The 20650-nt window shown below is 58.1% G+C and carries 23 protein-coding genes; 16 read left to right on the forward strand and 7 right to left on the reverse strand.

The features are described 5' to 3' along the window. Positions 1–55: 55 nt before the first annotated feature. Complete coding sequence (locus NDB2M1_RS17415) at positions 56–1741, reverse strand: copper resistance system multicopper oxidase (protein ID WP_072384114.1); 1686 nt, start codon at positions 1739–1741, stop codon at positions 56–58. A 142-nt stretch (positions 1742–1883) separates the two neighbouring features. On the opposite strand from NDB2M1_RS17415, the gene NDB2M1_RS23435 reads away from it, so the two are divergent. Continuing rightward, positions 1884–2108, forward strand: a complete 225-nt coding sequence (locus NDB2M1_RS23435) for a hypothetical protein (RefSeq protein WP_171955438.1) — start codon at positions 1884–1886, stop codon at positions 2106–2108. A 150-nt stretch (positions 2109–2258) separates the two neighbouring features. On the opposite strand, the gene NDB2M1_RS22930 is transcribed toward NDB2M1_RS23435, so the two are convergent. From NDB2M1_RS22930 to NDB2M1_RS17450, 6 genes are all read right to left on the reverse strand, one after another. Further along, positions 2259–2627, reverse strand: a complete 369-nt coding sequence (locus NDB2M1_RS22930) for a hypothetical protein (protein ID WP_072384156.1) — start codon at positions 2625–2627, stop codon at positions 2259–2261. A 762-nt stretch (positions 2628–3389) separates the two neighbouring features. After that, positions 3390–3749 carry a hypothetical protein gene (locus tag NDB2M1_RS22200; RefSeq protein WP_143146823.1) on the reverse strand — a complete coding sequence of 120 codons (360 nt, stop codon included), beginning with the start codon at positions 3747–3749 and terminating at the stop codon, positions 3390–3392. Positions 3750–3760: 11 nt separating this feature from the next. Continuing rightward, complete coding sequence (locus tag NDB2M1_RS17435; RefSeq protein ID WP_072384116.1) at positions 3761–4213, reverse strand: MerR family transcriptional regulator; 453 nt, start codon at positions 4211–4213, stop codon at positions 3761–3763. A gap of 132 nt (positions 4214–4345) precedes the next feature. Then, positions 4346–4702, reverse strand: coding sequence for a hypothetical protein (locus tag NDB2M1_RS17440; protein ID WP_371328219.1), 357 nt, complete (start codon positions 4700–4702; stop codon positions 4346–4348). A gap of 98 nt (positions 4703–4800) precedes the next feature. Further along, positions 4801–5157 (reverse strand): hypothetical protein, encoded by a 357-nt coding sequence (locus NDB2M1_RS17445; RefSeq protein WP_171955439.1) that lies wholly within the window; start codon positions 5155–5157, stop codon positions 4801–4803. A 117-nt stretch (positions 5158–5274) separates the two neighbouring features. Then, on the reverse strand, positions 5275–6651 hold the full coding sequence (locus NDB2M1_RS17450; protein WP_253185937.1) for an MBL fold metallo-hydrolase RNA specificity domain-containing protein: 1377 nt from the start codon (positions 6649–6651) through the stop codon (positions 5275–5277). A gap of 213 nt (positions 6652–6864) precedes the next feature. Between NDB2M1_RS17450 and NDB2M1_RS17455 the strand changes: the two genes are divergently transcribed. The 15 genes from NDB2M1_RS17455 (at position 6865) to NDB2M1_RS22210 (ending at position 20645) form a co-directional block, all read left to right on the forward strand. Beyond that, complete coding sequence (locus NDB2M1_RS17455) at positions 6865–7788, forward strand: LOG family protein (protein WP_083554954.1); 924 nt, start codon at positions 6865–6867, stop codon at positions 7786–7788. A gap of 146 nt (positions 7789–7934) precedes the next feature. Further along, the gene (locus NDB2M1_RS21830; RefSeq protein WP_143146824.1) at positions 7935–8270 is read left to right on the forward strand and encodes a hypothetical protein; all 336 of its coding nucleotides are present in this window, start codon (positions 7935–7937) and stop codon (positions 8268–8270) included. A 531-nt stretch (positions 8271–8801) separates the two neighbouring features. Then, positions 8802–10121, forward strand: coding sequence for a type II restriction endonuclease (locus NDB2M1_RS17465; protein ID WP_072384120.1), 1320 nt, complete (start codon positions 8802–8804; stop codon positions 10119–10121). A 90-nt stretch (positions 10122–10211) separates the two neighbouring features. After that, a complete protein-coding gene (locus tag NDB2M1_RS17470) occupies positions 10212–10454 on the forward strand; it encodes a DUF2933 domain-containing protein (RefSeq protein WP_072384121.1) in 243 nt (80 codons plus the stop codon). Beyond that, positions 10451–11113 (forward strand): methyltransferase family protein, encoded by a 663-nt coding sequence (locus tag NDB2M1_RS17475; RefSeq protein WP_072384122.1) that lies wholly within the window; start codon positions 10451–10453, stop codon positions 11111–11113. The genes NDB2M1_RS17470 and NDB2M1_RS17475 overlap by 4 nt, the downstream gene beginning before the upstream one ends. Positions 11114–11137: 24 nt before the next feature. After that, on the forward strand, positions 11138–11452 hold the full coding sequence (locus tag NDB2M1_RS17480; protein ID WP_124811412.1) for a YHS domain-containing protein: 315 nt from the start codon (positions 11138–11140) through the stop codon (positions 11450–11452). Beyond that, entirely contained in the window at positions 11442–11723 is a 282-nt protein-coding gene (locus tag NDB2M1_RS17485; protein ID WP_072384123.1) for a DUF5676 family membrane protein, read from the forward strand. Before NDB2M1_RS17480 ends, NDB2M1_RS17485 begins: the two co-directional genes overlap by 11 nt. Positions 11724–11864: 141 nt before the next feature. Beyond that, positions 11865–14684: a bifunctional transaldolase/phosoglucose isomerase gene (locus NDB2M1_RS17490; protein WP_072384124.1), complete on the forward strand. Its 2820-nt coding sequence runs from the start codon at positions 11865–11867 to the stop codon at positions 14682–14684. 4 nt (positions 14685–14688) lie between these two features. Beyond that, entirely contained in the window at positions 14689–15675 is a 987-nt protein-coding gene (gnd, locus tag NDB2M1_RS17495) for a phosphogluconate dehydrogenase (NAD(+)-dependent, decarboxylating) (protein ID WP_083554955.1), read from the forward strand. After that, positions 15672–17102, forward strand: a complete 1431-nt coding sequence (zwf, locus tag NDB2M1_RS17500; RefSeq protein ID WP_072384126.1) for a glucose-6-phosphate dehydrogenase — start codon at positions 15672–15674, stop codon at positions 17100–17102. Before gnd ends, zwf begins: the two co-directional genes overlap by 4 nt. Beyond that, complete coding sequence (locus tag NDB2M1_RS17505; protein ID WP_072384127.1) at positions 17099–17914, forward strand: Cof-type HAD-IIB family hydrolase; 816 nt, start codon at positions 17099–17101, stop codon at positions 17912–17914. The genes zwf and NDB2M1_RS17505 overlap by 4 nt, the downstream gene beginning before the upstream one ends. 198 nt (positions 17915–18112) lie before the next feature. Continuing rightward, positions 18113–18859, forward strand: a complete 747-nt coding sequence (locus NDB2M1_RS17510) for an HAD-IIB family hydrolase (RefSeq protein WP_072384128.1) — start codon at positions 18113–18115, stop codon at positions 18857–18859. Between the two features lie 110 nt (positions 18860–18969). Then, positions 18970–19596: a hypothetical protein gene (locus tag NDB2M1_RS22205; RefSeq protein WP_084280809.1), complete on the forward strand. Its 627-nt coding sequence runs from the start codon at positions 18970–18972 to the stop codon at positions 19594–19596. Positions 19597–19704: 108 nt separating this feature from the next. After that, positions 19705–20073 carry a DUF1622 domain-containing protein gene (locus NDB2M1_RS17515; RefSeq protein WP_072384129.1) on the forward strand — a complete coding sequence of 123 codons (369 nt, stop codon included), beginning with the start codon at positions 19705–19707 and terminating at the stop codon, positions 20071–20073. 197 nt (positions 20074–20270) lie between these two features. Continuing rightward, positions 20271–20645: a hypothetical protein gene (locus NDB2M1_RS22210; protein ID WP_139797578.1), complete on the forward strand. Its 375-nt coding sequence runs from the start codon at positions 20271–20273 to the stop codon at positions 20643–20645. Positions 20646–20650: the final 5 nt, after the last annotated feature.

Consider the following 20650-nt stretch of genomic DNA (forward strand, 5'->3'; position numbering starts at 1 on the left):
AAGGCTGCGGCGAGGCTTGCGATAGCAGCAAGAACAACAATGTTCGTTGTGGTGCTCATGCGACGACAACCTCGCGGAACATGCCGGCAGCCATGTGGTAAAGCAGATGGCAATGGAATGCCCATCGGCCCATGGCGTCTGCGGTTACGCGAAAGCTCAGGCGCTGCGCAGGCTGCACAACGATCGTGTGCTTGCGCACCTGGAACATGCCCGCCGCGTCCTCCAGGTCACTCCACATCCCGTGAAGATGCATGGGGTGGGACATCATCGTGTCGTTCACGAAGGTGACCCGCAGGCGCTCGTTTGGCCGGAAATGCAATGGCTTGGAATCGTTTAGCTTGATCCCATCAAGCGACCAAATGAACCGCTCCATGTTACCCGTCAGGTGCAATTCGATATCACGTTCAGGCTCGCGGGGATCAGGGTCTCCATTCGGGCTCTTGAGGTCGGCATAAGAGAGCACGCGCCATGGACGACCGCGCAATCCAGCGCCGGGATCGTCGAGATTGGTACGCGGATAATCCACCCGCATGTCATTGTTGGCGCCATACTCGGTGCGCGCATGCTTCGCCAGCGGCGGCATCTCCATCATGCCGTGACCAGTGTGTCCGCCTGCCATTGCCGCCATCGCGCCCATCATATCGATAGGTTCCAACCAAGGGCGCTGATCTAGGGCAGGAATCGGGCCGGTCATGCCCGGTGAGGGCGCGATCGTGCCCCGCGCAAAACCTGTCCGGTCCATCGATTGCGCGAAGATCGTGTAAGGCTTGGCATCGGGCATGGTAAATTCGACATCATAGGTCTCGCCCGGCGCGATCCGGAATTCGTCGACCGTGACCGGCTCCACATCCTGTCCATCCGTTGCAACGATCGTCAGGGGCAATCCCGGAATGCGAACGTCGAAGAACGTTGCGGTGCCGGCACCGACAAAGCGTAAGCGTACCCGCTCGCCGGGGCTGGCCACCCCAGTCCAATTGCCTGCCGCCGTCGTTCCGTTCAGAAGATAGGTATAGGTAGCAGCCGAAACGTCGCTGTAGTCAGTCGGGTTCATCCGCGACGCATTCCACATCTGCCGCTTCTTGATCGCCGCCGCGAGTCCGATTTCCCCGGCATCCTTGACGAAGTCGCCGACAGTGGGCTGTCCGAAATTATAGTAATTGCTCTGCTTCTTGAGATTAAGGAACACCTGCAAGGGCGGCTCATCGGTCCAGTCGCTCAGCATCACGACATAGTCTCGGTCTGGACGCCTGACCTGTCTTTCCCGTGGCTCGATCACGATGGCCCCAAAAAGCCCAGTCTGCTCCGCGAGTGTATGTGCATGGTACCAGAACGTGCCAGACTGACGGATGGGGAAGCAGTACGTGAAGGTTTCACCCGGTGCGATCCCGCCAAAGCTGATGCCCGGTACTCCGTCCATCTCGGCCGGTACGATCAGGCCATGCCAGTGCACGCTTGTCATTTCGTCCAGCTTGTTGTGGACTCGCAGCGTCACGGTATCGCCCTCTCGGAAGCGCAACGTCGGCGCGGGAACGCGGCCATTCACTGCCGTCGCAATACGACGTTTGCCCGTATAATTTACGGGCAAACCTGCAATCTCGAGATCGAATTCCGTACCCGAAAGCGCGGCGCCGCCGTCTGATCCGGAGGCCCAGGCGGGCAACGCAAGACTGGAGGCCACCCCTCCAACAAGGAGGCCTTGAACAAACCGTCGACGTCCAATTGCAGGCATAACGAATGGCATATTCACGAGAAGGAGAGCCTTATATAATTGACGTTGGGTTTGCGAACTACTGACTTTTAGGAGACTTGTCCGTAGTACTATTGTGATGTCGCGGAAGACTAACCCAATAGCTTTTCTTAAGATTGCCTTCTACTATATGAACATGGGCAAAATGCTCGTCGAATATCTGATCGACTTCCACATGTCCGACCAATTTGCGATATCGGTGCGCCTGCCGATATACCTCCAAAACTTGGCCCTGATGCGCTCCATCAAGCCTTCCGAGGCAGACCACCGCCCCGCCAGAATCGACACGGACGACCTCACCACGCATGAAGAAGCTATGGCCGATGCCAAGCGCATATGCTGGCGATACTGCAACGACTAGTGCGGCCATTGAAACTGTCGCAAGAACCTTCCGCATCATGGCATTTCTCTCATTTGGCTATCTGGTGACATGGTGCGGCGATGCATGAAGGGCCCGCCGCAGGGGCGCGCGGCGGGCCGCCCAGCCCCGGACATTTCCGTGAGCCGAACTCTACATGTCGCTCATTGGCATAGGCTTATCCGCCGGCTTCATGCTTTTGGGTGGGCAACAAGCTTTTCCCGATGGCATGGGCATCGGTGTCTGGCTTTGTGCAGCATCGGGTGCCATTCCGCCTCCAGAAGATTGCTGCATGTTCTGCATGCCCATTTGATGATCATGCATCATCCGATCATGCATCTGCTGCGCGCCATGATCCATGCCCTGCATGTGCTCCTGACTTGGAGCTGGCGGAGTTGGTGTAGCCTTGGGCTTTGGCGCCTGCACCACTTTCATGCCGGGAGGAAGTTCATCGGCCAACACGTAGCCGGATCCGGCCACAGCCAGCCCCAAAAGAGCAAGATAAATTGCTGACCTACGCATAATCCGATCTCCAGCCATTGCTGCGTTACTTCGTGAACACCAAATTGAGACCACGTTGATGCAATGCTGGCATCCGTATCGGTATACGTAATGTGCGAAGCTAGATCCTATTATCCCATCGTCGCCATGTGCCTGCAGCTTTCCGAACAGCTCCGACAACTCTCCACACAACGTGCCAGAGAGGGGTTGCTACCTTGTTGGCCACAGGCGCGGGCACACCTCTCGCAAACCTCGGCACAAGCCTGACAGAGCACCGTATGCAAGGGCGAGCGCCTGATCATCGAGTTTGCCGTAGTTTGGCAGATCTCCGCACAATCGCTCAACATTGCAGCGAGTTGCAATGCAGTGGCGCTGGCCCCCATCACGGTAAGGCCAGCGACTGTCTCCAGGCACATCACATGCGACGCCCAGCACAGATCGATGCAATCCTTCATCGGCATTGGCATAGGCATGCCGCGTTCGCCATCATTCTTGCCACTGGCCTGGCCAGCAACACCTGCCACTAGCAGAACAGCTCCCCCTCCAAGTAGTTTGCGTCTTTCCAACATACATTTTCTCCGGAGCAAGGTAAAAGCACTCATCCAGACACTGGATCTATTCGCCTGTAATGCCTTAATTGGAACCCACGCTACTTGCAGAAAAATCTGAAGCCCGCGAGACTGTGGCATGCCAGGACACTATCGTCCCAGCCGACCGCGAGCCGACAGCGTCGGCTCGCGGCCAGTCAAGGTGACACCGTGGGCTCTCCTCCGCCCATCCTGATCACATATCTTTCATTCCCCCGCCCTGCATGCCCGCGGCAGGATCTGCCGGCGGGGTGCTGGGGGCTGGTGAAGCAGGATGGTTCATGCCTGGCCCCATCCGCATGTTGTCGTGATCCATCCTCTGCCGCTGATCTGTTTCCATGCGATTGTGCATATCTTCTGCAGCTGCTGTGGCGCTTGCAGCTGCGGCGTCATCACGCACAGATGATGTCTGGCTATCTGTAGCATTTGTTGCCGCGCTGGACGTTGGGGTCGGCGTGGTCCCCTTATCCTTGCTGTTACAGCCGGCAAGCACAAGGGTGCCTGCCACTACCAGACTGCCGGTCATCCACCGAGCCTTACGATTCCAATTGGTCATGATCGATCCTTTCACACGAGTTGGTCCACTGGGCATTCTGTCAAATCACTGCTCAAGTGCTCGGCAGAACTCTTCTCGGTTCTCAGCCTCATCCAGAGGGGTTGCGAACAGGAAGCTTGGGAAGCGCTTGATTGATCTGCAAGCAACTGCTCAACTTGCCTTAAGCGGCCGATGTTGCTCTCTGCGGCGATCAGTTTTCCGCGGGTTACAGCCAGCAAATCTTCGACGCGCGACGGAGCAGCTGCGGATGCTTCGAGCAGGTCTCGCGTCTGCTCGAGCGTGAAACCGAGATCCTGCACCGACCGAATGAATTTCAGACGGGCGAGTTCATCGTCATTGTACAAGCGGTATCCTGCCTGACTTCGCGAGGAAGCCTGGAGAAGGCCAAGCCTTTCATAGTAGCGGATCGTGTCGCGACCCACCTCCGCTGCAGCAGCGAGTTCGCCAATCTTGAAATTGGCCATAGCATCCGTCTCCAATCCACAGGCCCAAGCTTATTCTTCATTTGTACCTGCAGCCAATGAGGTTCACCCTTGCCGATCGCCACCTTCTTTGGATTGTCGTCGCCAGGTAACGCTGCGCCTTTCGCTGACCGATCAATGGTGTCGTTGTAATTCTACAATGTCGCCCTTGCGTGGTTCTCCATCAATCACCGTTACATGAGCGTAGTGGTCATTTATAATCTGATCGACTGCGACATGTGCGATCAATTTCTTGCGGTAGTGGTTTGACCCCCGCCTTCGCAAGTAAACGGGCGCTGGGCGATAAACTTCGAGTACCTGCCCGGCTTCGGCTCCATCAACACGGCCAATGCAAACAACGGGCCCGCGATAGTCAATTCCGACAATCGATCCTCGCATGAACCAGGTGTGAGCTATGCCCTGTGCACTTACCGGTGCGCTTGCTGTAAAGAGGGACGCTGCAAATGCCACCGCCATGTGAAACTTGGCCACGCAATCCTCCAGTTCTTGTCACGAGCGACGACTACTGCCGGCACCTCCGTGCGGAGGCTCCGGCAGCGCGTTCAGGCGTCGGTCATGACCACGAGGGATCAGTGGCTGCGAGCCAGTTCGACGATGTCGTTCTTTGCCACACGGCCGTCGACGACAGTGACATGGGCAAAATGGTCATCGAAAATGTGGTCGATGCGAACGTGGCCAACATTTTGCCGGTGATAGCCCGTACCCGCTTTGCTCGGCCCCGGATGGTAGACGGCACGGACCACGTCGAGGGTCTGCCCAACCTCCGCGCCATCGGCCTTGCCGATGCAGACGACAGTGCCGGTCTTGTCGACGGCGACAACAGTACCGCGCATGAACCAGGTGTGGCCGATACCCTGAGCGAGGACCGGTGCAGCTCCAAGCATCGATATGCCTGCAATCGCAACCATGAGAGACTTCTTGATCATCTTCGACTCCTTCGTGAACTTTTTAAGGCCGCCCCCAGGCCTTATGGGGAAGAGCTGTTCTTCAAAGTCCGGAGTAAGGACCAAGCTCCAAGCTCAACATACGTAATGGTCACATTTTCATGAGCCATGCGCGCGGGAGGTGAGATCGCCCCAGCTTCCGAGAGCAGGCGTGGTACATGTCCAATCCAGTTCGTGCCGAATCCGTTCGGCCAGACTGGCAGAGGCACTCGCCTCTCCGTGCGTGACGAACGTCATTTTCGGTGCTTGCGGCATGCCAGAAAGCCAACGCAAGATCTCGTTGCAATCAGCATGGGCCGACAGCATCGAAAGATTGGTTACTTCGGCAAAAACCGGCACAACCTCGCCATAAATCTTTACCGAGGTCGCGCCAGCGACAAGCGCCGCGCCTCGGGTGCCGGCTGCCTGGAAGCCTGCAAAAAGCAGCAGGTTCTTCGGATCCGGGGCAAACTGTGCAAGGTGGTGAAGGACACGTCCGCCAGTCGCCATGCCACTTGCCGAAATGATGACCTTGGGATTGCTATCCGCCGTCAGCGCCTTCGACTCTTCGGCATCGCGTACATAGTGCGCTACGGCGCACGCGGCTTTGCATTCATCATGCGACAGGCGATGATCCCCTGAGTTAGCGCACATGATGCCGCTGGCGTCGATTGCCATCGGGCTGTCGAGGTAGACAGGCACGCCCTGAAGGCGGCCGGCCTTCTTCAAGAGGGACAGGTAATAGAGGAGCGATTGGGCCCGACCCACCGCGAAGGCCGGGATTACGACCGTCCCACCACGCGCTACGCATCGCTCAATACACTCACCCAAGGCTACTTCAGGCGAAACAGCGTCATGCTCCCGATCGCCATAGGTAGACTCGACGATTAGAAAGTCAGCCAATGGCGGAGGTGCGGGATCAAACATCACAGCGTCGTCATAACGCCCAAGGTCGCCCGAAAAGACGACCTTGGTTCCTTTCCAGTCGATCTCGATCGAAGCTGCTCCGAGAATATGCCCGGCGCGGTGGAAGCGGGCCGAAACACCCGGGGCAACTTCGATGGACTCATCGAATCTGACGCCCTGAAAGTGCTCCAGCGCATTCAACGCATCGTTCTGGGTATATAGTGGCAGCGCAGGTCGATGCCGCGAATATCCTCGACGGTTTGCGAACTGGGCATCCTTTTCTTGCAGGTGGCCGCTGTCCGGCAGAAGTAGTTCACAAAGCTCGGCTGTTGCCCGGGTGGTGAGAACCCGGCCCCTCCAACCATCACGGACCAAACGCGGAATGGCACCGGAATGATCGAGATGCGCGTGCGTCAGCAGGATCGTCTCTACCCCTGCAATTTCTGGCGGAGGGGGAGCCCAGTTGAGGTTGCGTAAATCGCGACCGCCCTGGAACAGTCCACTATCCACCAACAAGCGCGTGCTGTCATCCTCGAGGAGATAGCGCGATCCGGTGACGGTGCCGCTCGCCCCAAAGAACCCGATCGCCAATCCTCCTCCAGCAGGTCTTGGCTCAACCTCAAACGTGGCATGAGGGGCCCCGCTCGGCACGAAATGGCTCCGGGCTTTGTCCTTTTGGTGTCGATTCTTGTGCCCGTGCATGGCCATCGCTCCCGCGCTTGTGGATTTCTGCATGGATTGGCCAGCCGATTGGTCTGCGGCCATACGTAATGATCGCAGACGGGACGCAGGCGGGAGCATGTGATGTTTACATATGGCGCGGCATTCGTCGCGCCAGCACTGAGACAGTTTCGCGAACGCAGCCAAAAAAACACCAATGATCACAAGATTTATGCTTTGAACGGGAGGAAACATGTGACTTCAAATGACACCCCTTTCTGCAGCGCTCTAACGCCACATCCCTGTGAGCATTGCTTCCCCAGCCACAACGCAGCGGACTTGCCATCTTACAGGCTCGCCGCCTTGGATCAGGACTTCATTCTTGGGGACTCCATGCGCGGAGTTCGCTTCATGCTCGAATACGAGAAGGTGGAGGAAGCGTTGCGCGAATGGGGCGTCCTTTCAACCATTGTCGTATTTGGGAGTGCTCGCGTCCGAGAGGCGCAGCCAGGCAGGAGGGGCGCCTGGTATGACGAAGCCCGCAAGTTCGGCCGGCTCGCCTCCGAGCGGGGAGGCGCGCTGACCCGCAATGGTGGCAAACGCATGAACGTGATCGCCACAGGAGGAGGGCCAGGGATCATGGAGGCGGCCAACCGCGGCGCCCATGACGTCTGCGCGCCTTCTATCGGCTTCAATATCACGCTCCCTCGCGAACAGGTCCCAAATCCTTACACGACGCCCGAACTCACATTCCGTTTTCACTATTTCGCGATCCGCAAGATGCATCTGGCCATGCGCGCCAGTGCTCTGGTGGTCTTCCCAGGGGGATTTGGAACCCTGGACGAGATGTTCGAAATTCTGACACTGCGGCAGACCGGCAAGGCTCCCAAAGTCCCTATCATCCTGTTTGATCGAGACTATTGGCAAAGCGCCATCAATTTGGATGTTTTCAGCGAGAACGGCATGATCGACAGCGAAGACCGCGACTTGTTTTCGTATGCCGATAGCGCCGAGGCACTATGGGCAACCCTGATCGACCAGGGGCTCAGTCCGGCTATTGCTGGCTAAACCCCTGCTCGGCCCTACCCGACCTGCAGGAGATTCCGCTGCGGTGCCGAGGCATTCGTTATCTACGTATATCGACGCCAATCTAGATCGCGACATAGGGGGCCTGAGGCTGGCCTAATCAAGGCTGCCAAGGAGAGGACCGCTGTATGCGCAAGACAACGATGATTATTGCCGCCCTGGGGTTGCTGGCTTCCGGCACCGCTCCGGCATTAGCCGATCAAATGCCCCCCGGCATGAAGGATTTGCCCGCTCACAAACATCCTGCAAAGCCGAAGCCCAAGCACTCTGCAGGGCATCAGCACCGTTCGGCGGGCCAGACGGGCGGACATAAAATGTCCGGTGGTCACATGATGTCCGGAGGGAGCATGATGTCCGGAGGGAGTATGATGAAAGGCGGACACATGATGCAGGGGGGGCAGATGCCCATGACCGCGCCGACGACTTCGCCTGCTCCCAAGAAATCAGGCGGCGGCGGCTGCTGAATACCGCGATAACTTCGAGAAAGTAATCGCTGGCACCTTATGCTTCGAAGGTCCGCCGCCTCGATGGGTGGCGGACCTTTATCGTTTCCAGATAAGCTTCCATCCTTTGGGCGCGCAATCTATTGCGTCCTGCCGAGGATTTCCATGCACCGAGAATGCGATATGTTCATGGGATTCAACCCCAAGCCTTTCATCTCCTGATGGTCATGCCGGGTCCCGAGACCCATATCACTTTCCATCTTCCGGCAGCTTTCCACCTCAGCCGAGGTAGCGGGAACAGAAGCACAGGCCCCCAAAGCCATCGTGATCATGGCTGCAATTGGAATGTATTTTTTCATAGATCCGTCCCATCATGAACAAGGTGTTCCTCCTGCGGGCAGATCTTTACCATTTCATAATGGCGCCGATCCAAATGTCAGTCAACCAACTCGGCTGTGTGAGACGGATAGCCTGATGCAATTATATCACCAATGAAGGCGGGGAGTGGGAAACTCCTTGCGCTTTCGAAGGCACAATCGCATCCCTGCGGCCATGAGCCAAGTAATCGAAACGAATGATCAATCCTGCGTTCCGAATGCCTTGGTGCGCCAATTGATCCTGCAGTGGCGCGAAGATCCCGGTGCGACTTACAGGGGTTGGTTCCTCTGGGAGGAGCGCCTGAAGAACTTCCGCTCAATTCGCCGCAGCATAGCACAAGTCGTATCTGAGATCGAGCAAGGCACATTTGGCGTGACCTACCGCAACTCCTCGCTGGAAACGGTCGTTCACTCGATTGCCGAACAGCGACAGATTTTTCGGGGCGCGGATCACGCTTTCCTCTGGAAGCCCAAACTACGCATACCCGATATCTACGAAGACGCCGCGAACCAGAGAGCATTTGGTCAACTGCTCGCCAACTGCGCCTGTTGCGACACCGCTGATGCGATCATCAACCACATCCACGCAATCGACCGCAGGAAGATCAAGGGCCTGGGCCCTGCGGTGGCCAACCTGCTTTATTTTCTGCACCCAACGCTCATCCCGCCGTTCAATACAGCAATCGTGAAGGGTTATAACGCCCTAGCAAACGCAAACGTGAAGCTTGGGAGCTGGCCGCACTTCCTCGCAATGCGAAGCGGGGTCATCGAATTCAATGACCGCTATCGCGATCTGCTTTCGAACGATCTCGGCGCGATCGGCGGGGTTCTGTTTGACGTCGGTTCAGGACGCTACCCAGTGCCGCCCCAAACGACCGATGCCTCCAGCGTCACCGACTGGAATGCACGACTGCTGATTGCACGAGCCGAAGCCGAAAGCTTGAACAAGCAGTCGCTATCCAACCAGGAGAGCGACCGCACGCATACAGAGGTCCAGGCCTGGCTGCGCGATCTTGGCAAGTCCCTGGGGTTTAGCGTCTGGATAGCCGCCAATGACAGGGGGCGCCTGTACCAAAATGCGCCTTTGTCGAAGGGATGCCTGGACCAACTGCCCCCGGGCCTTGTGACTTGTCCGGGAGCAGATGCCATTCGTCTGATCGATGTCTTATGGATCGACGAGGCCAATCAGTCTGTCGCCGCCGCCTTCGAGGTCGAGCATACGACGTCGATCTATTCGGGTATCGTCCGCATGCTCGACCTGGCGCTGAATGGCGACAGCCTTCACGCTACGGCGGGCTTGTTCCTGGTCGCGCCTGACGCGCGCGAAGGCGACGTGCGAGCGCAGCTCCAGCGCCCGGCATTCAGCCGCATCGGCGATCTGGATATTGCCTACCTTCCGTACGGCGAACTTGCTCGACATCGGGATGCCATCGCGCGCTTCGGCTCGGGTCTCAAGGGGCTCAAGGCTATCGCCAGCCCGCTCGGTCGGACCTGACCAAAAGCTTGTCAAAATGTGGTGTTTACGGATGGAGGGATTGAGGTCAGCGAGCCACCATGGCCACTCCTATTAAATGCGGGACGTGCCATGGATTGTTGCGGCAATGACAATAAGAGGAAAAATGCTGCGCCGAAATCAGTGCGGAATGGCCGTTGGTGGTTCGAGAAACTCGCGTTCCTGACGTTTTTTCTCGTCGGTGGATATTACCTTGTGACCGAGCATCGTGCTCACCTGTTTGGTTTTCTACCGTACGCCATATTGTTGATTTGCCCGATCATGCACTTGTTCATGCACAAAGGGCATCACCGTAGCAGTGGAGATAGGAAATGACCCACTCTGACACTCCGGCTTATGGCCTTTGGGGACTAGCATTCGTCAACGCGGCGATCTTCATTTTCTTTGCTTTCAGTTTCTTCAAGCCTGAAACCAAGCGCGATTGGCGCAGTTTTGGTGCGTTCAGCGCCTTTCTCGTAGCGCTATTTGCAGAAATGTACGGATTCCCTCTGACGATCTATATTTTGTCAGGCTGGCTGCAATCGCGCTTTCCAGGGATCAATTGGTTCTCACATGACGCCGGACACCTTCTCGAAATGATGTTCGGGTGGCGCGTAAATCCGCATTTCGGTCCATTCCATATTGCCAGCTTCGTCTTCATTGGCGGTGGTTTTATGCTGATTTCATCTGGCTGGAAGGCTCTGCATTCCGCCCAACAGCATCATGCACTGGCCACTACCGGTCTCTATGCACGGATGCGGCACCCCCAATATACAGGGTTCATCGCAGTGATGTTCGGCTTCCTGCTGCAGTGGCCGACCTTGCTAACGCTCGCAATGTTTCCAGTTCTGGTCGTTATGTATGTGCGCCTCGCCCGCCATGAAGAGCGTGATGCAATCCGCGAATTTGGCGACCAATATAGACAATACATGGAGCGCGTACCTGGGTTCGTTCCGAAGCTTGGATACAGCGACCGCAGTCTGAGCGGTCGCTAGCGCAGCAATTGAGAGGAGCGTGTCGTGGGAACTGTCGCATACCTTCTCGTCTGGGGCCTGCTCTTCATGTTCATGATGCGATTCGGCTGCGGCGCCCATGTCATGGGACACCATAGACGTCACAGAAATGACAGCGACATAAAGCATAAAGCGGCACAAACAGTCGATCCGGTATGCGGCATGACTGTTGACACAGCTAGTGCCAAGACCGCCGTGGTCGGAGGCCATGTATGGCATTTCTGCTCCGGGGCATGCCGTGACAAGTTCGAAGCCAACCCGCAGCTCTATGCGGCGTCTGGCAATATCGAGCCATCAGGAGAACCACGCCATGCCGCATGACCGCCAGCAGCCGGCTTTGATCCCGGTTGTCACCAGTGGGTTGGCACTGAGCCTGTTCTTTTCGGTGAGCTACATTTTGTGCATCTTGGGTTACCTTTTCCTGCCCGGTCTTCCGGTGCAGCATTCCGCCCTCGCCATTTTTCTGCCGGGGTTCCAGTTGCTGAGTTGGAAGACCTTTCTTCTCGGCCTTGGCGAGGCATTTGGCTGGGGTTGGTACATCGCTCTCGTCTTTGGACCGCTTTACAACTTTCTGGTCTCAAGGAGTGCGTAAAACTGGGAAGCTGGGGCAACTGTCCTGGGTCGCTATGTCTGCCAGAACGACAGACCAATACGCTCAGCTTGGTGAGAAATCAGGCGCCATTCACAATAATATGAGCGCCATTTGGGACGCCCCGAACGAGAGGAGCTACAAATGACCAGCCGCTTGAACGAGCTTCGCGAAATGGGCCAGGCAGTGTGGCTCGACTTCGTTGACCGCAAGTTCCTGGCCGATGGCGGGCTGCGCAAGCTTGTCGGCGAGGACGGCCTCACTGGCGTCACCTCCAATCCGTCGATCTTCGAAAAGGCGATGGGCCACGGCGATACCTATGATGCCGGATTTCAGTCGTTCCTCGGTAATGCCGATGCAAGCGTTCAGGATATTTACGAAAGCCAGGCTATCGCGGACATCAAGGCGGCCGCGACCGATCTGCGCGAAGTATATGACCGGCTCGACGGCAAAGACGGCTACGTCAGCCTCGAGATTTCGCCCTATGTCGCGAACGACACCGATGTCACGGCTGAGGAAGCAAGGCGCCTGTGGGCGGCTGTGAATGAGCCCAACCTGATGGTGAAGGTGCCCGGCACAAAAGCCGGCGTCCGCGCGATCGCTCCGTTGATCAGGGATGGGCTCAATATCAACGTGACCTTGCTTTTCTCGCTCAAAGCTTATCAGTTGGTTGCCGAAGCTTATCTGGATGGACTCGAGGCACGGGCAGAGGCTGGCGAACCGATTGACAGGGTGGCGAGCGTCGCCAGTTTCTTTGTTAGCCGCATCGATGCGCAAATTGACAAGGCAATCGACGAACGGGTGAAAGCCGGCGATGCCGAGAGCGACGCGTTGCTCGCCATCCGAGGAAAAGTTGCGATCGCCAACGCCAAGTTGGCTTACGTTTGGTACGAGGACATGATTGCCAGCGCTCGCTGGCAAGCCCTCGCTGCAAAAGGCGCAATGCCGCAGCGACTGCTGTGGGCTTCAACCGGGGCCAAGGATCCCGCCTACCCGGACACGCTTTATGTCGACGCGCTGATCGGCCCGGACACGATCACCACGATACCGCCCAAGACGATGGATGCCTTCCGCGACCACGGCACCATTCAACTGACCCTGACCCAGCAGCTTGACGATGCCCGTCACGTCCTCGCAGAGGCGCGACGGCTCGGCCTGGCGTTGGACGTTGTCACCACCGGCCTCGTCGAAGAAGGCGTGAGACTGTTCGCAGACGCCGCCGACGCGCTGCTTGGCGGCGTCGCGGCCAAGCGCGAGGCATATCTGGGCGACCGCCAGAACGGAATGGAAGTCACCCTTCCCGAGGGGCTCCGACAGGCGGTCGAGGCCCGTTTGGAGTCGGCGCGTGTGGACGGCTGGGTGCGCCGTCTGTGGCAGCATGATGCGACGCTGTGGACCGACCGGGGGGAAGCCAACTGGCTCGGTTGGCTCGCGGCGGCTCGGGGTCAGCAGGTCGATGGCGATGCGCTGAAGTCACTAACCACAAAGGCCAGAGGCTATAAGGACGCGGTCCTGCTCGGCATGGGTGGGTCGAGCCTCGGTCCGGAAGTGCTATCGCTGATCCTGGGCAGCCGCCAAACCCATCCACGCTTCCACGTGCTCGACACCACGGATCCAGACCAGATTGCGGCAGTGGCGGCCGAGATAAATCCAGCAAACACCCTGTTCATCGTCTCATCCAAATCGGGCTCGACCATGGAGCCAGAGTTGTTGCGCGCCTATTTCTGGGAACTGTCGGGCAAGGATGGCAACCATTTTATCGCGGTCACTGATCCAGGTTCAAAGCTTGAGGCTTCTGCCAAGCGGGACGGTTTCACGATGATCGTCGCCGGCGACCCGGCCATTGGCGGGCGCTACTCCGTGCTATCGGCATTCGGTATGGTGCCCGCGGCCGTAATGGGGCTCGACACAAGCGCCATCTATGCGGCGACCGCGGCGATGATATCTGCATGCGGTGCCGATGTGCCTCCCACACACAACCCCGGCATGCGCCTTGGGGCGATTATCGGCGAGGCGGCATTGGCCGGGCGGGACAAGCTTACCATCCTGCCGTCGAAGGGGTTGGAGCCGTTCGGTGCCTGGCTGGAACAGCTCATAGCCGAATCCACAGGCAAGCAGGGAAAGGGTGTTGTTCCCGTCGACCTGGAGCCCGTCGGCTCACCGGAAAGCTATGCGAACGATCGGATGTTCGTCCATTTGCACCTGCAGGGCGACGACGACGACGCACTTGAATTGAAGCTCGAGGCACTCGTGGCCGCCGGCCAGCCGCTAGTTACGATCCACGTCGCTAGCCGTGACCTGATTGGTCAGGAATTCTTCCGGTGGGAGGTCGCGACCGCGATCGCCGGTGCGGTAATCGGCATCAACCCGTTCGACCAACCCGATGTCGAGGACGCCAAGATCGCGACGCGCGCACTGGTCGACTCGTTCGAGGCGACGGGCGCTCTCGGGCAGGAAAAACCGATCGCAGAAAATGCCGACTTTTCCGTGTATGCCTCGGATGATGACGGCCCGCGCTCTGCCGATCCAGTCGCGTTGCTACGACTGCACTTCGCTAGCCTAACACATGGTACATATGCGGGACTTCTCGCCTACATCGAGCGGAACGAGGCCAATGAAAAGGCTGTCACGACAATGCGCCAAGCGCTCCGCGATGCCAACACCGTGGCGACCGTTGCCGGGTTTGGACCCCGCTACCTCCACTCGACCGGGCAGGTCTATAAAGGCGGCCCGGCGAGCGGCTCATTCTTGGTCATCACGCGCGATTCCGATGCCGATCTAGCCATCCCCGGTCACAAAGCGAGCTTCGGGACGATCCAGCTTGCACAGGCCCGCGGTGACATGGCCGTTCTGGCCTCGCGCGGTCGGCATGTACTGCGTGTCAACTTAAAGGGGGACGGCGGCGGCATCGAAGCGTTGCGCGCAGCGGTGGTCGCTGCCGCACGCGACCATCAGGGAACCTAACTCTATGCGAATTGCAATCATTGGTCTGGGGCGGATGGGCTCCAATATCGCGCGCCGACTGATGCGCCGCGAACATGAAGTCGTGGCCTTCGACCGCAATCCCCCCCTCGTCGAAGACCTTGCCGCAGAGGGTGCGATCGCGGCCTCGTCGTTGGAAGCCGCCGCCAACGCGCTGACATCACCACGCATCTTTTGGGTGATGCTCCCCGCCGGCTCGCCTACCGAGGACACGATTGAGACGCTCAAGGGCCTCGCCAGGCCGGGCGACATAATCATCGATGGCGGCAACAGTTTTTACAAGGATGACATCCGACGGGCACGTTCCCTGCGAGAGATGAACATCCATTATGTGGACGTCGGCACATCCGGCGGGGTCTGGGGACTGGAGCGCGGCTATTGCATGATGGTCGGCGGGGACAAGGCGATAGTCGATCTGCTTGACCCGATCTTCGCAGCGCTGGCGCCGGGGCTCGGAACGATCCCGCGTACCGCCAACCGTATGGAGCAAGAGGGCGAAGATCCGCGCGCCGAGCAGGGATACATCCACGCAGGGCCGGCAGGTGCAGGCCACTTCGTCAAGATGATCCATAATGGCATCGAGTACGGGCTGATGCAGGCTTACGCTGAGGGTTTCGATATTCTCAAGAGCAAAAAGTCGGACAAGCTGCCGGAGGATGAGCGCTTCGACCTCAATCTGACCGACATAGCCGAAGTGTGGCGGCGTGGCAGCGTCATCTCCTCTTGGCTGCTCGATCTGACTGCCGATGCGCTGGCGAATGACCAGATGCTCAGCCAATTTTCCGGACGAGTCGCCGACTCGGGAGAGGGTCACTGGACGATCGAGGCGGCAATGGAGGAGTCTGTCCCCGTCTACGTCCTGTCCGCTGCGCTGTTCGCCCGCTATCGCAGCCGGGTCGACCATACTTTCGGCGACCAGGTGCTATCGGCGATGCGATTCGGGTTCGGCGGGCACGTCGAAATGCCGCAATGAATAAGGCTCCGGTCTCCCCGGCAGCGACGTTCGTCATCTTCGGCGCGTTGGGTGATCTCACACGTCGACTGCTTTTCCCGGCGCTCGTCAATCTCGCGGAAGCCGGGCTTCTGGCGCCTGAGACCGAGCTGCTTGGCATTAGTCATCATGACTGTGATGACGACGGGCTGCGTCGCGCTCTCGATGACTTCCTGAAAGAGAGGCCCAGTTGGGAGAACATCCGGAGCCACGTCCATTACCGGAAGGGCGACTTCCGTGATTCAAAAACGTTCACGTCGTTGGCGGGCGAGCTCAAGGGGAACACTGTTTTCTACCTCGCCACTGGTCCAGGCTTTTTCGGCCCCATCGTCGATGCTTTAGGTGATGCGGGTCTGCTCGACGAATCCCGGGGCTTTCGGCGGGTGGTAATCGAAAAGCCGTTTGGCACCGATCTCACTACCGCACAGGCGCTCAACCGCCAGGTCCTTGCCCGCGCCAAAGAGGACCAGATCTACCGGATCGACCATTTCCTCGGCAAGGAAACGGTCCAGAACATCATGGTAGCGCGCTTCGGCAACACCTTGCTCGAATCTGTCTGGAACAACCGTTACATCGATCACGTCCAGATCACGGCCGCAGAAGCCGTAACCATCGGCAGCCGTGGCAAGTTCTACGATGCCACCGGCGCGCTGCGTGACATGGTGCCCAACCATCTGTTTCAGCTTCTCGCCATGATCGGCATGGAGCCGCCGGTAAGTTTCGATGCTGCGGCGATCCGCACCGAGAAAGCGAAGGTCATCTGTGCTATTTGCCCGATCGACCCCCAGGAGGCCATTCGCGGCCGATATGGCACCGGCGCGGTCGCGGGCGAACCAGTTTCTGCCTACCTCACGGAGCCCGCTGTCGATCCACTCAGTCGAACCGAGACATTCGTCGCAATGAAGGTACACGTCGAAACCTGGCGTTGGACGGGGGTCCCTTTCTACCTGCGCACGGGCAAGGCGCTGGCGGCGCGCGATACCGAGATCGTGATCCAGTTTCGGGATGTACCGCTCTCTCTTTTCAGGGAGACGGTGGTCGACCGGCTCCCGCCTAACCGGCTCGTCATCCAAATCCAGCCTGACGAGGCAATCAGCCTCGAATTCGTGGTCAAACAGCCAGGCCCCGCAGTGAACACGGCGCCGGTCAGCATGGATTTCAGCTATGCAGACCATTTTGAGCTCCAACATCAGACTGGCTACGAGACACTGCTCTATGATGTGCTGACTGGCGACCAGACGCTTTTCCAGCGGGCCGACCAGATCGAAGCCGGATGGCGCGCGGTGCAACCGCTGCTCGAAATGTGGCAGCAGGGTTCGCCCGAGGAATATCCTGCAGGCAGCGCCGGCCCCGAAAGCGCCGACGCGCTGATGCATCGCGCGCACCGGCGCTGGCACCGTCTGGGATGAGCGGGCGCATACGCCTCCTTGTGTGTGACATCGACGGTACGCTGGTCCGCGATGACAAAAGCCTGTCGGACGGCGTGATCGCCGCAGTCGAACGGGTCCGGAACGCTGGTCTTGCAATGAGCCTGATCAGCGCCCGTCCCCCAAGCGGCATGTTGTGGATCGCGAAAAGGCTGCAAATCTCCGATGTCATGGGCGCATTCAACGGAGGAACAGTCATGCGCCCCGACGGAAAGATAGTATTGGCTGAGCATATCGAGCCAAACTGTGCGGCGCGGGCGATTGCCTTATTGGACCACCCAGCGGTCACCCTGTGGTTGTTCGCCGACGGCCATTGGTTTGCCCAAACGATCGACGAGGTCTACGTCCCTCTTGAACGGCATGCCGCCAACATTGAACCAGTGCTCCGGAGCCATTTTAACGGATTGCTGGCACGGGTTGACAAGATCGTTGGAGTCAGCGGCGACCGCGAGCTTCTGGCCCGCCTCGACAAAGAAATTTCATCCGCACTTGGCGCGGCGGCAACGGTCGGCCGTTCCCAACCCTACTATCTCGACATCACGGCGCCCGGTGCCAACAAGGGCGATGGCCTTTCTGCATTGGCTGGTGCAGCTGGAGTGCCGCTCGACGACGTCGCTGTAATCGGTGACCAACGCAACGATATGCCGATGTTTGCGCGTGCCGGCCTGTCGATCGCGATGGGGCAAGCACCGGCTGCCGTCCGCACGGCCGCAAGCCTAGTGACCCTTTCGAACGAAAAGGATGGCGTTGCCCATGCCATCGACTCGTTCATCTTGGCCAAGGTCGTAAGGTGAGCCACCGGCCGCCTCTGGTTCAATCGTCGTGCTGGGCACATTTCACGCGACCGGAGGGAGCTGAGCTCGGCCGTTCCGCGGACCATGGAACACGGAATTCGTTTGGCCCGCACCGAATGGGCTATTCCCGATGACGAGGAAAACGCCCAAGCGACCACCACTGCCCGCGTCGGGCAGGCTTCCGATAGGATTTCTCAGATGAAGCGCCTCATCGCTTTCGACCTCGACGGCACGCTTGCCGAGAGCAAACAGCCGATCAGCCAGGCGACTGCCGAGTTACTCAGTGCATTGCTCGGTGTCGCAACCGTTGCGGTGATCTCGGGAGGCGACTGGCCGCAATTTGAGACTCAGGTCGTCTCTCGCTTGCCCCGCAGCGCGGCTCTCCAGAACCTGTTCATCCTGCCGACCACTGGGACCAAGCTCTATCGTTTCGACAATGGCTGGCAGGCGATTTACGCTGACATTTTCACGCCCCATGAGCGCCGCCGTATCGGCGAAGCGATTGATGCCGCTATTGACGGAAACCAACTCCACGAGAAGCAGATTTGGGGCGATCGGGTGGAAGACCGCGGCAGCCAGATCACCTTTTCCGGGCTCGGTCAGCTCGCGCCACTTGCGGCCAAGACGGCTTGGGATCCAGACTTCGCCAAACGCAAGCTGCTCCAGTTGTCACTTCGCCGCATGCTGCCGGATCTGTCCGTGAACATCGGCGGGTCGACCTCAATCGACATCACGCGCCAGGGCATCGACAAGGCCTACGGCATGCGCAAGCTTGCCGAACATACAGGCATTCCCTTTTCAGCCATGCTGTTCTTCGGCGATGCAATCTATCCAGGCGGCAACGATGATCCTGTCCGCGAAGCGGGAATCGACACGATTGCTGTACGCGATCCTGCCGAGACCAACACTGCTCTTCTCGCACTCATTGCTTTCACAAAGCCGTAGAGTTCGAGAATGCATCCGCGCAATCTGCGGTTAGACCCATGGAGATAAAAGGCCTTGGCGGATCAAACTCAAATCACGTTATAATATTGGAAATTGTAACAATTGCAATCATGCGCGAGTGGAATTTCAGCAAGAACCAGCCAGGATCTGATCCTTTGGTGAACGATGGGCACACTATTATGATGAACAGACTTCGCTCGTTTCTGCTTCTGCCGCTTTTTGAAGCATTTGGGCGGCGCACTTGCGTCATGTGGGCCCAAAAGCTTGTGCATTTCAGTATTCTCGGGCGTCGCCTAGCCATCTGGAATGTGCGTAGCCACACAAATTTGTCAACACCCACGCCTCTCCTAATGCGGCAAACTCTAGTGGTCTTTCTCCTGGCCGGAAGCTCAATCAGTCCCCTGATGGCAAAAATCAGGAACGAAACGCCAGAAAATGCCAAAATCGACATGGAAGGTGTCTGGGCATTCAATGGACGCTCTGAGTGCAAGGTTGGCAACGCATGGATATTCATGTCCGACGGAAGCTACAGTGAGATTATGCTGCCCGATTTCACAGCGCAGGGTGATGGCAAATGGGTCCTGCGAGGGAACACGTTATTCTACTCATTGGCATTGCCGAAGGGATCAATTGCAGGGCCGTTAACGAAGCGCATGGATATAATTGAACATAGCCCCAAACGGATTGTTGCCATTACCGGACGAAGGGTCCGGCATGTAATGCACCGATGCCCTTGATCCCTGCATGAGCATTATATCTCGATTTGAGAAGAAAAACTCGTTCCTAGACGGAAAGTTATAACCTAAATGGCCCGGCAATGCCGGTGGTAACGGGGGGGTAGTTTGATGGACAGCATTCTCATCGAGGCTATCCACTGGATCACGCGTGCGATAGAAATCACGGGTACGGCGATCATTGTCGTCGGTGCGGGTTACTCGCTTCTCAGATTCCTACTGACAGCGGCAAAGGGCTTGACCGATGAAGGTTCTGTTGGAAGTTTCCGCTCAAATCTGGGGGAAGCCATCCTCTTGGGTCTCGAATTCCTGGTTGCAGCGGACATAATCAATACCATAGCTATTCAGCCAACGCTGAACAGTTTGGCCGTTCTTGCGGGCATTGTGCTTATAAGGACATTTCTGAGCTTCTCTCTTGAAGTTGAGATTAAGGGCCGTTGGCCTTGGCAAAGGGCAACAGGAGTCCACCGCGATGACTGAATAACAGTTCGGTTTTAGCACATGCACCCAATCACACAGTCGTCGCTCTACCGCCAGCGCGCATCCATCGGCCGCTCCGTGCCCCACTTTTTTGGGTTCACGGACACTACGTATATCAGCCAGTTTGAGGAGTCGTCCATCAGGGGCATCGCGGCTCGCCAAATTATCGCCGGTCGTTTTTCAACGGAGGAAAGATCATGATGAAAAGTCGCACTTCCTATCTTTATTCGCTGGCATTGATAGGCGGCGTTCTTCTGTCTCCCAGCCTTGCTGCGGCCCAGAGCCAAGGAACAGGACAGGCCTCAACCCAGCCCCCCATGTCTCCCAACGGCAGTGCAATGCCGTCCGGTGGGATGATGGAAGGTCATGACGCGATGCCCGGCATGCAAGGCGGCATGCAAATGCCTAAACCCGTTATGGCACAGGACAAGTCAGGATGCTGCGCCAAGAAGATGAAAACTATGGGAAGGTCGAAGCACAGCCCCAGACATCGCAGGCACGCCAAGCCGGCCGCCGCAAAGCCTGCACCGATGCCCGCCGACAAGCCAATGCCCATGCAGGACGATATGTAAGAGTA

The sequence above is a fragment of the Novosphingobium sp. NDB2Meth1 genome, assembly GCF_900117425.1.
Lineage (GTDB): Bacteria > Pseudomonadota > Alphaproteobacteria > Sphingomonadales > Sphingomonadaceae > Novosphingobium.

Bases quoted from the DNA above. Each gene is read 5' to 3' on its own strand.
- NDB2M1_RS22930 (WP_072384156.1), bottom strand. From the start codon at position 2,627: ATGCGTAGGTCAGCAATTTATCTTGCTCTTTTGGGGCTGGCTGTGGCC.
- NDB2M1_RS17475 (WP_072384122.1), top strand. From the start codon at position 10,451: ATGACCCACTCTGACACTCCGGCTTATGGCCTTTGGGGACTAGCATTC.
- NDB2M1_RS23435 (WP_171955438.1), top strand. From the start codon at position 1,884: ATGGGCAAAATGCTCGTCGAATATCTGATCGACTTCCACATGTCCGAC.
- NDB2M1_RS17445 (WP_171955439.1), bottom strand. From the start codon at position 5,157: ATGATCAAGAAGTCTCTCATGGTTGCGATTGCAGGCATATCGATGCTT.
- NDB2M1_RS22205 (WP_084280809.1), top strand. From the start codon at position 18,970: ATGCGCGAGTGGAATTTCAGCAAGAACCAGCCAGGATCTGATCCTTTG.
- NDB2M1_RS17510 (WP_072384128.1), top strand. From the start codon at position 18,113: ATGAAGCGCCTCATCGCTTTCGACCTCGACGGCACGCTTGCCGAGAGC.
- NDB2M1_RS21830 (WP_143146824.1), top strand. From the start codon at position 7,935: ATGCGCAAGACAACGATGATTATTGCCGCCCTGGGGTTGCTGGCTTCC.
- NDB2M1_RS17415 (WP_072384114.1), bottom strand. From the start codon at position 1,741: ATGCCATTCGTTATGCCTGCAATTGGACGTCGACGGTTTGTTCAAGGC.
- NDB2M1_RS17435 (WP_072384116.1), bottom strand. From the start codon at position 4,213: ATGGCCAATTTCAAGATTGGCGAACTCGCTGCTGCAGCGGAGGTGGGT.
- NDB2M1_RS17515 (WP_072384129.1), top strand. From the start codon at position 19,705: ATGGACAGCATTCTCATCGAGGCTATCCACTGGATCACGCGTGCGATA.
- NDB2M1_RS17465 (WP_072384120.1), top strand. From the start codon at position 8,802: ATGAGCCAAGTAATCGAAACGAATGATCAATCCTGCGTTCCGAATGCC.
- NDB2M1_RS17490 (WP_072384124.1), top strand. From the start codon at position 11,865: ATGACCAGCCGCTTGAACGAGCTTCGCGAAATGGGCCAGGCAGTGTGG.
- NDB2M1_RS17455 (WP_083554954.1), top strand. From the start codon at position 6,865: ATGTTTACATATGGCGCGGCATTCGTCGCGCCAGCACTGAGACAGTTT.
- gnd (WP_083554955.1), top strand. From the start codon at position 14,689: ATGCGAATTGCAATCATTGGTCTGGGGCGGATGGGCTCCAATATCGCG.
- NDB2M1_RS22210 (WP_139797578.1), top strand. From the start codon at position 20,271: ATGATGAAAAGTCGCACTTCCTATCTTTATTCGCTGGCATTGATAGGC.
- NDB2M1_RS17485 (WP_072384123.1), top strand. From the start codon at position 11,442: ATGCCGCATGACCGCCAGCAGCCGGCTTTGATCCCGGTTGTCACCAGT.
- NDB2M1_RS17505 (WP_072384127.1), top strand. From the start codon at position 17,099: ATGAGCGGGCGCATACGCCTCCTTGTGTGTGACATCGACGGTACGCTG.
- zwf (WP_072384126.1), top strand. From the start codon at position 15,672: ATGAATAAGGCTCCGGTCTCCCCGGCAGCGACGTTCGTCATCTTCGGC.
- NDB2M1_RS17470 (WP_072384121.1), top strand. From the start codon at position 10,212: ATGGATTGTTGCGGCAATGACAATAAGAGGAAAAATGCTGCGCCGAAA.
- NDB2M1_RS22200 (WP_143146823.1), bottom strand. From the start codon at position 3,749: ATGACCAATTGGAATCGTAAGGCTCGGTGGATGACCGGCAGTCTGGTA.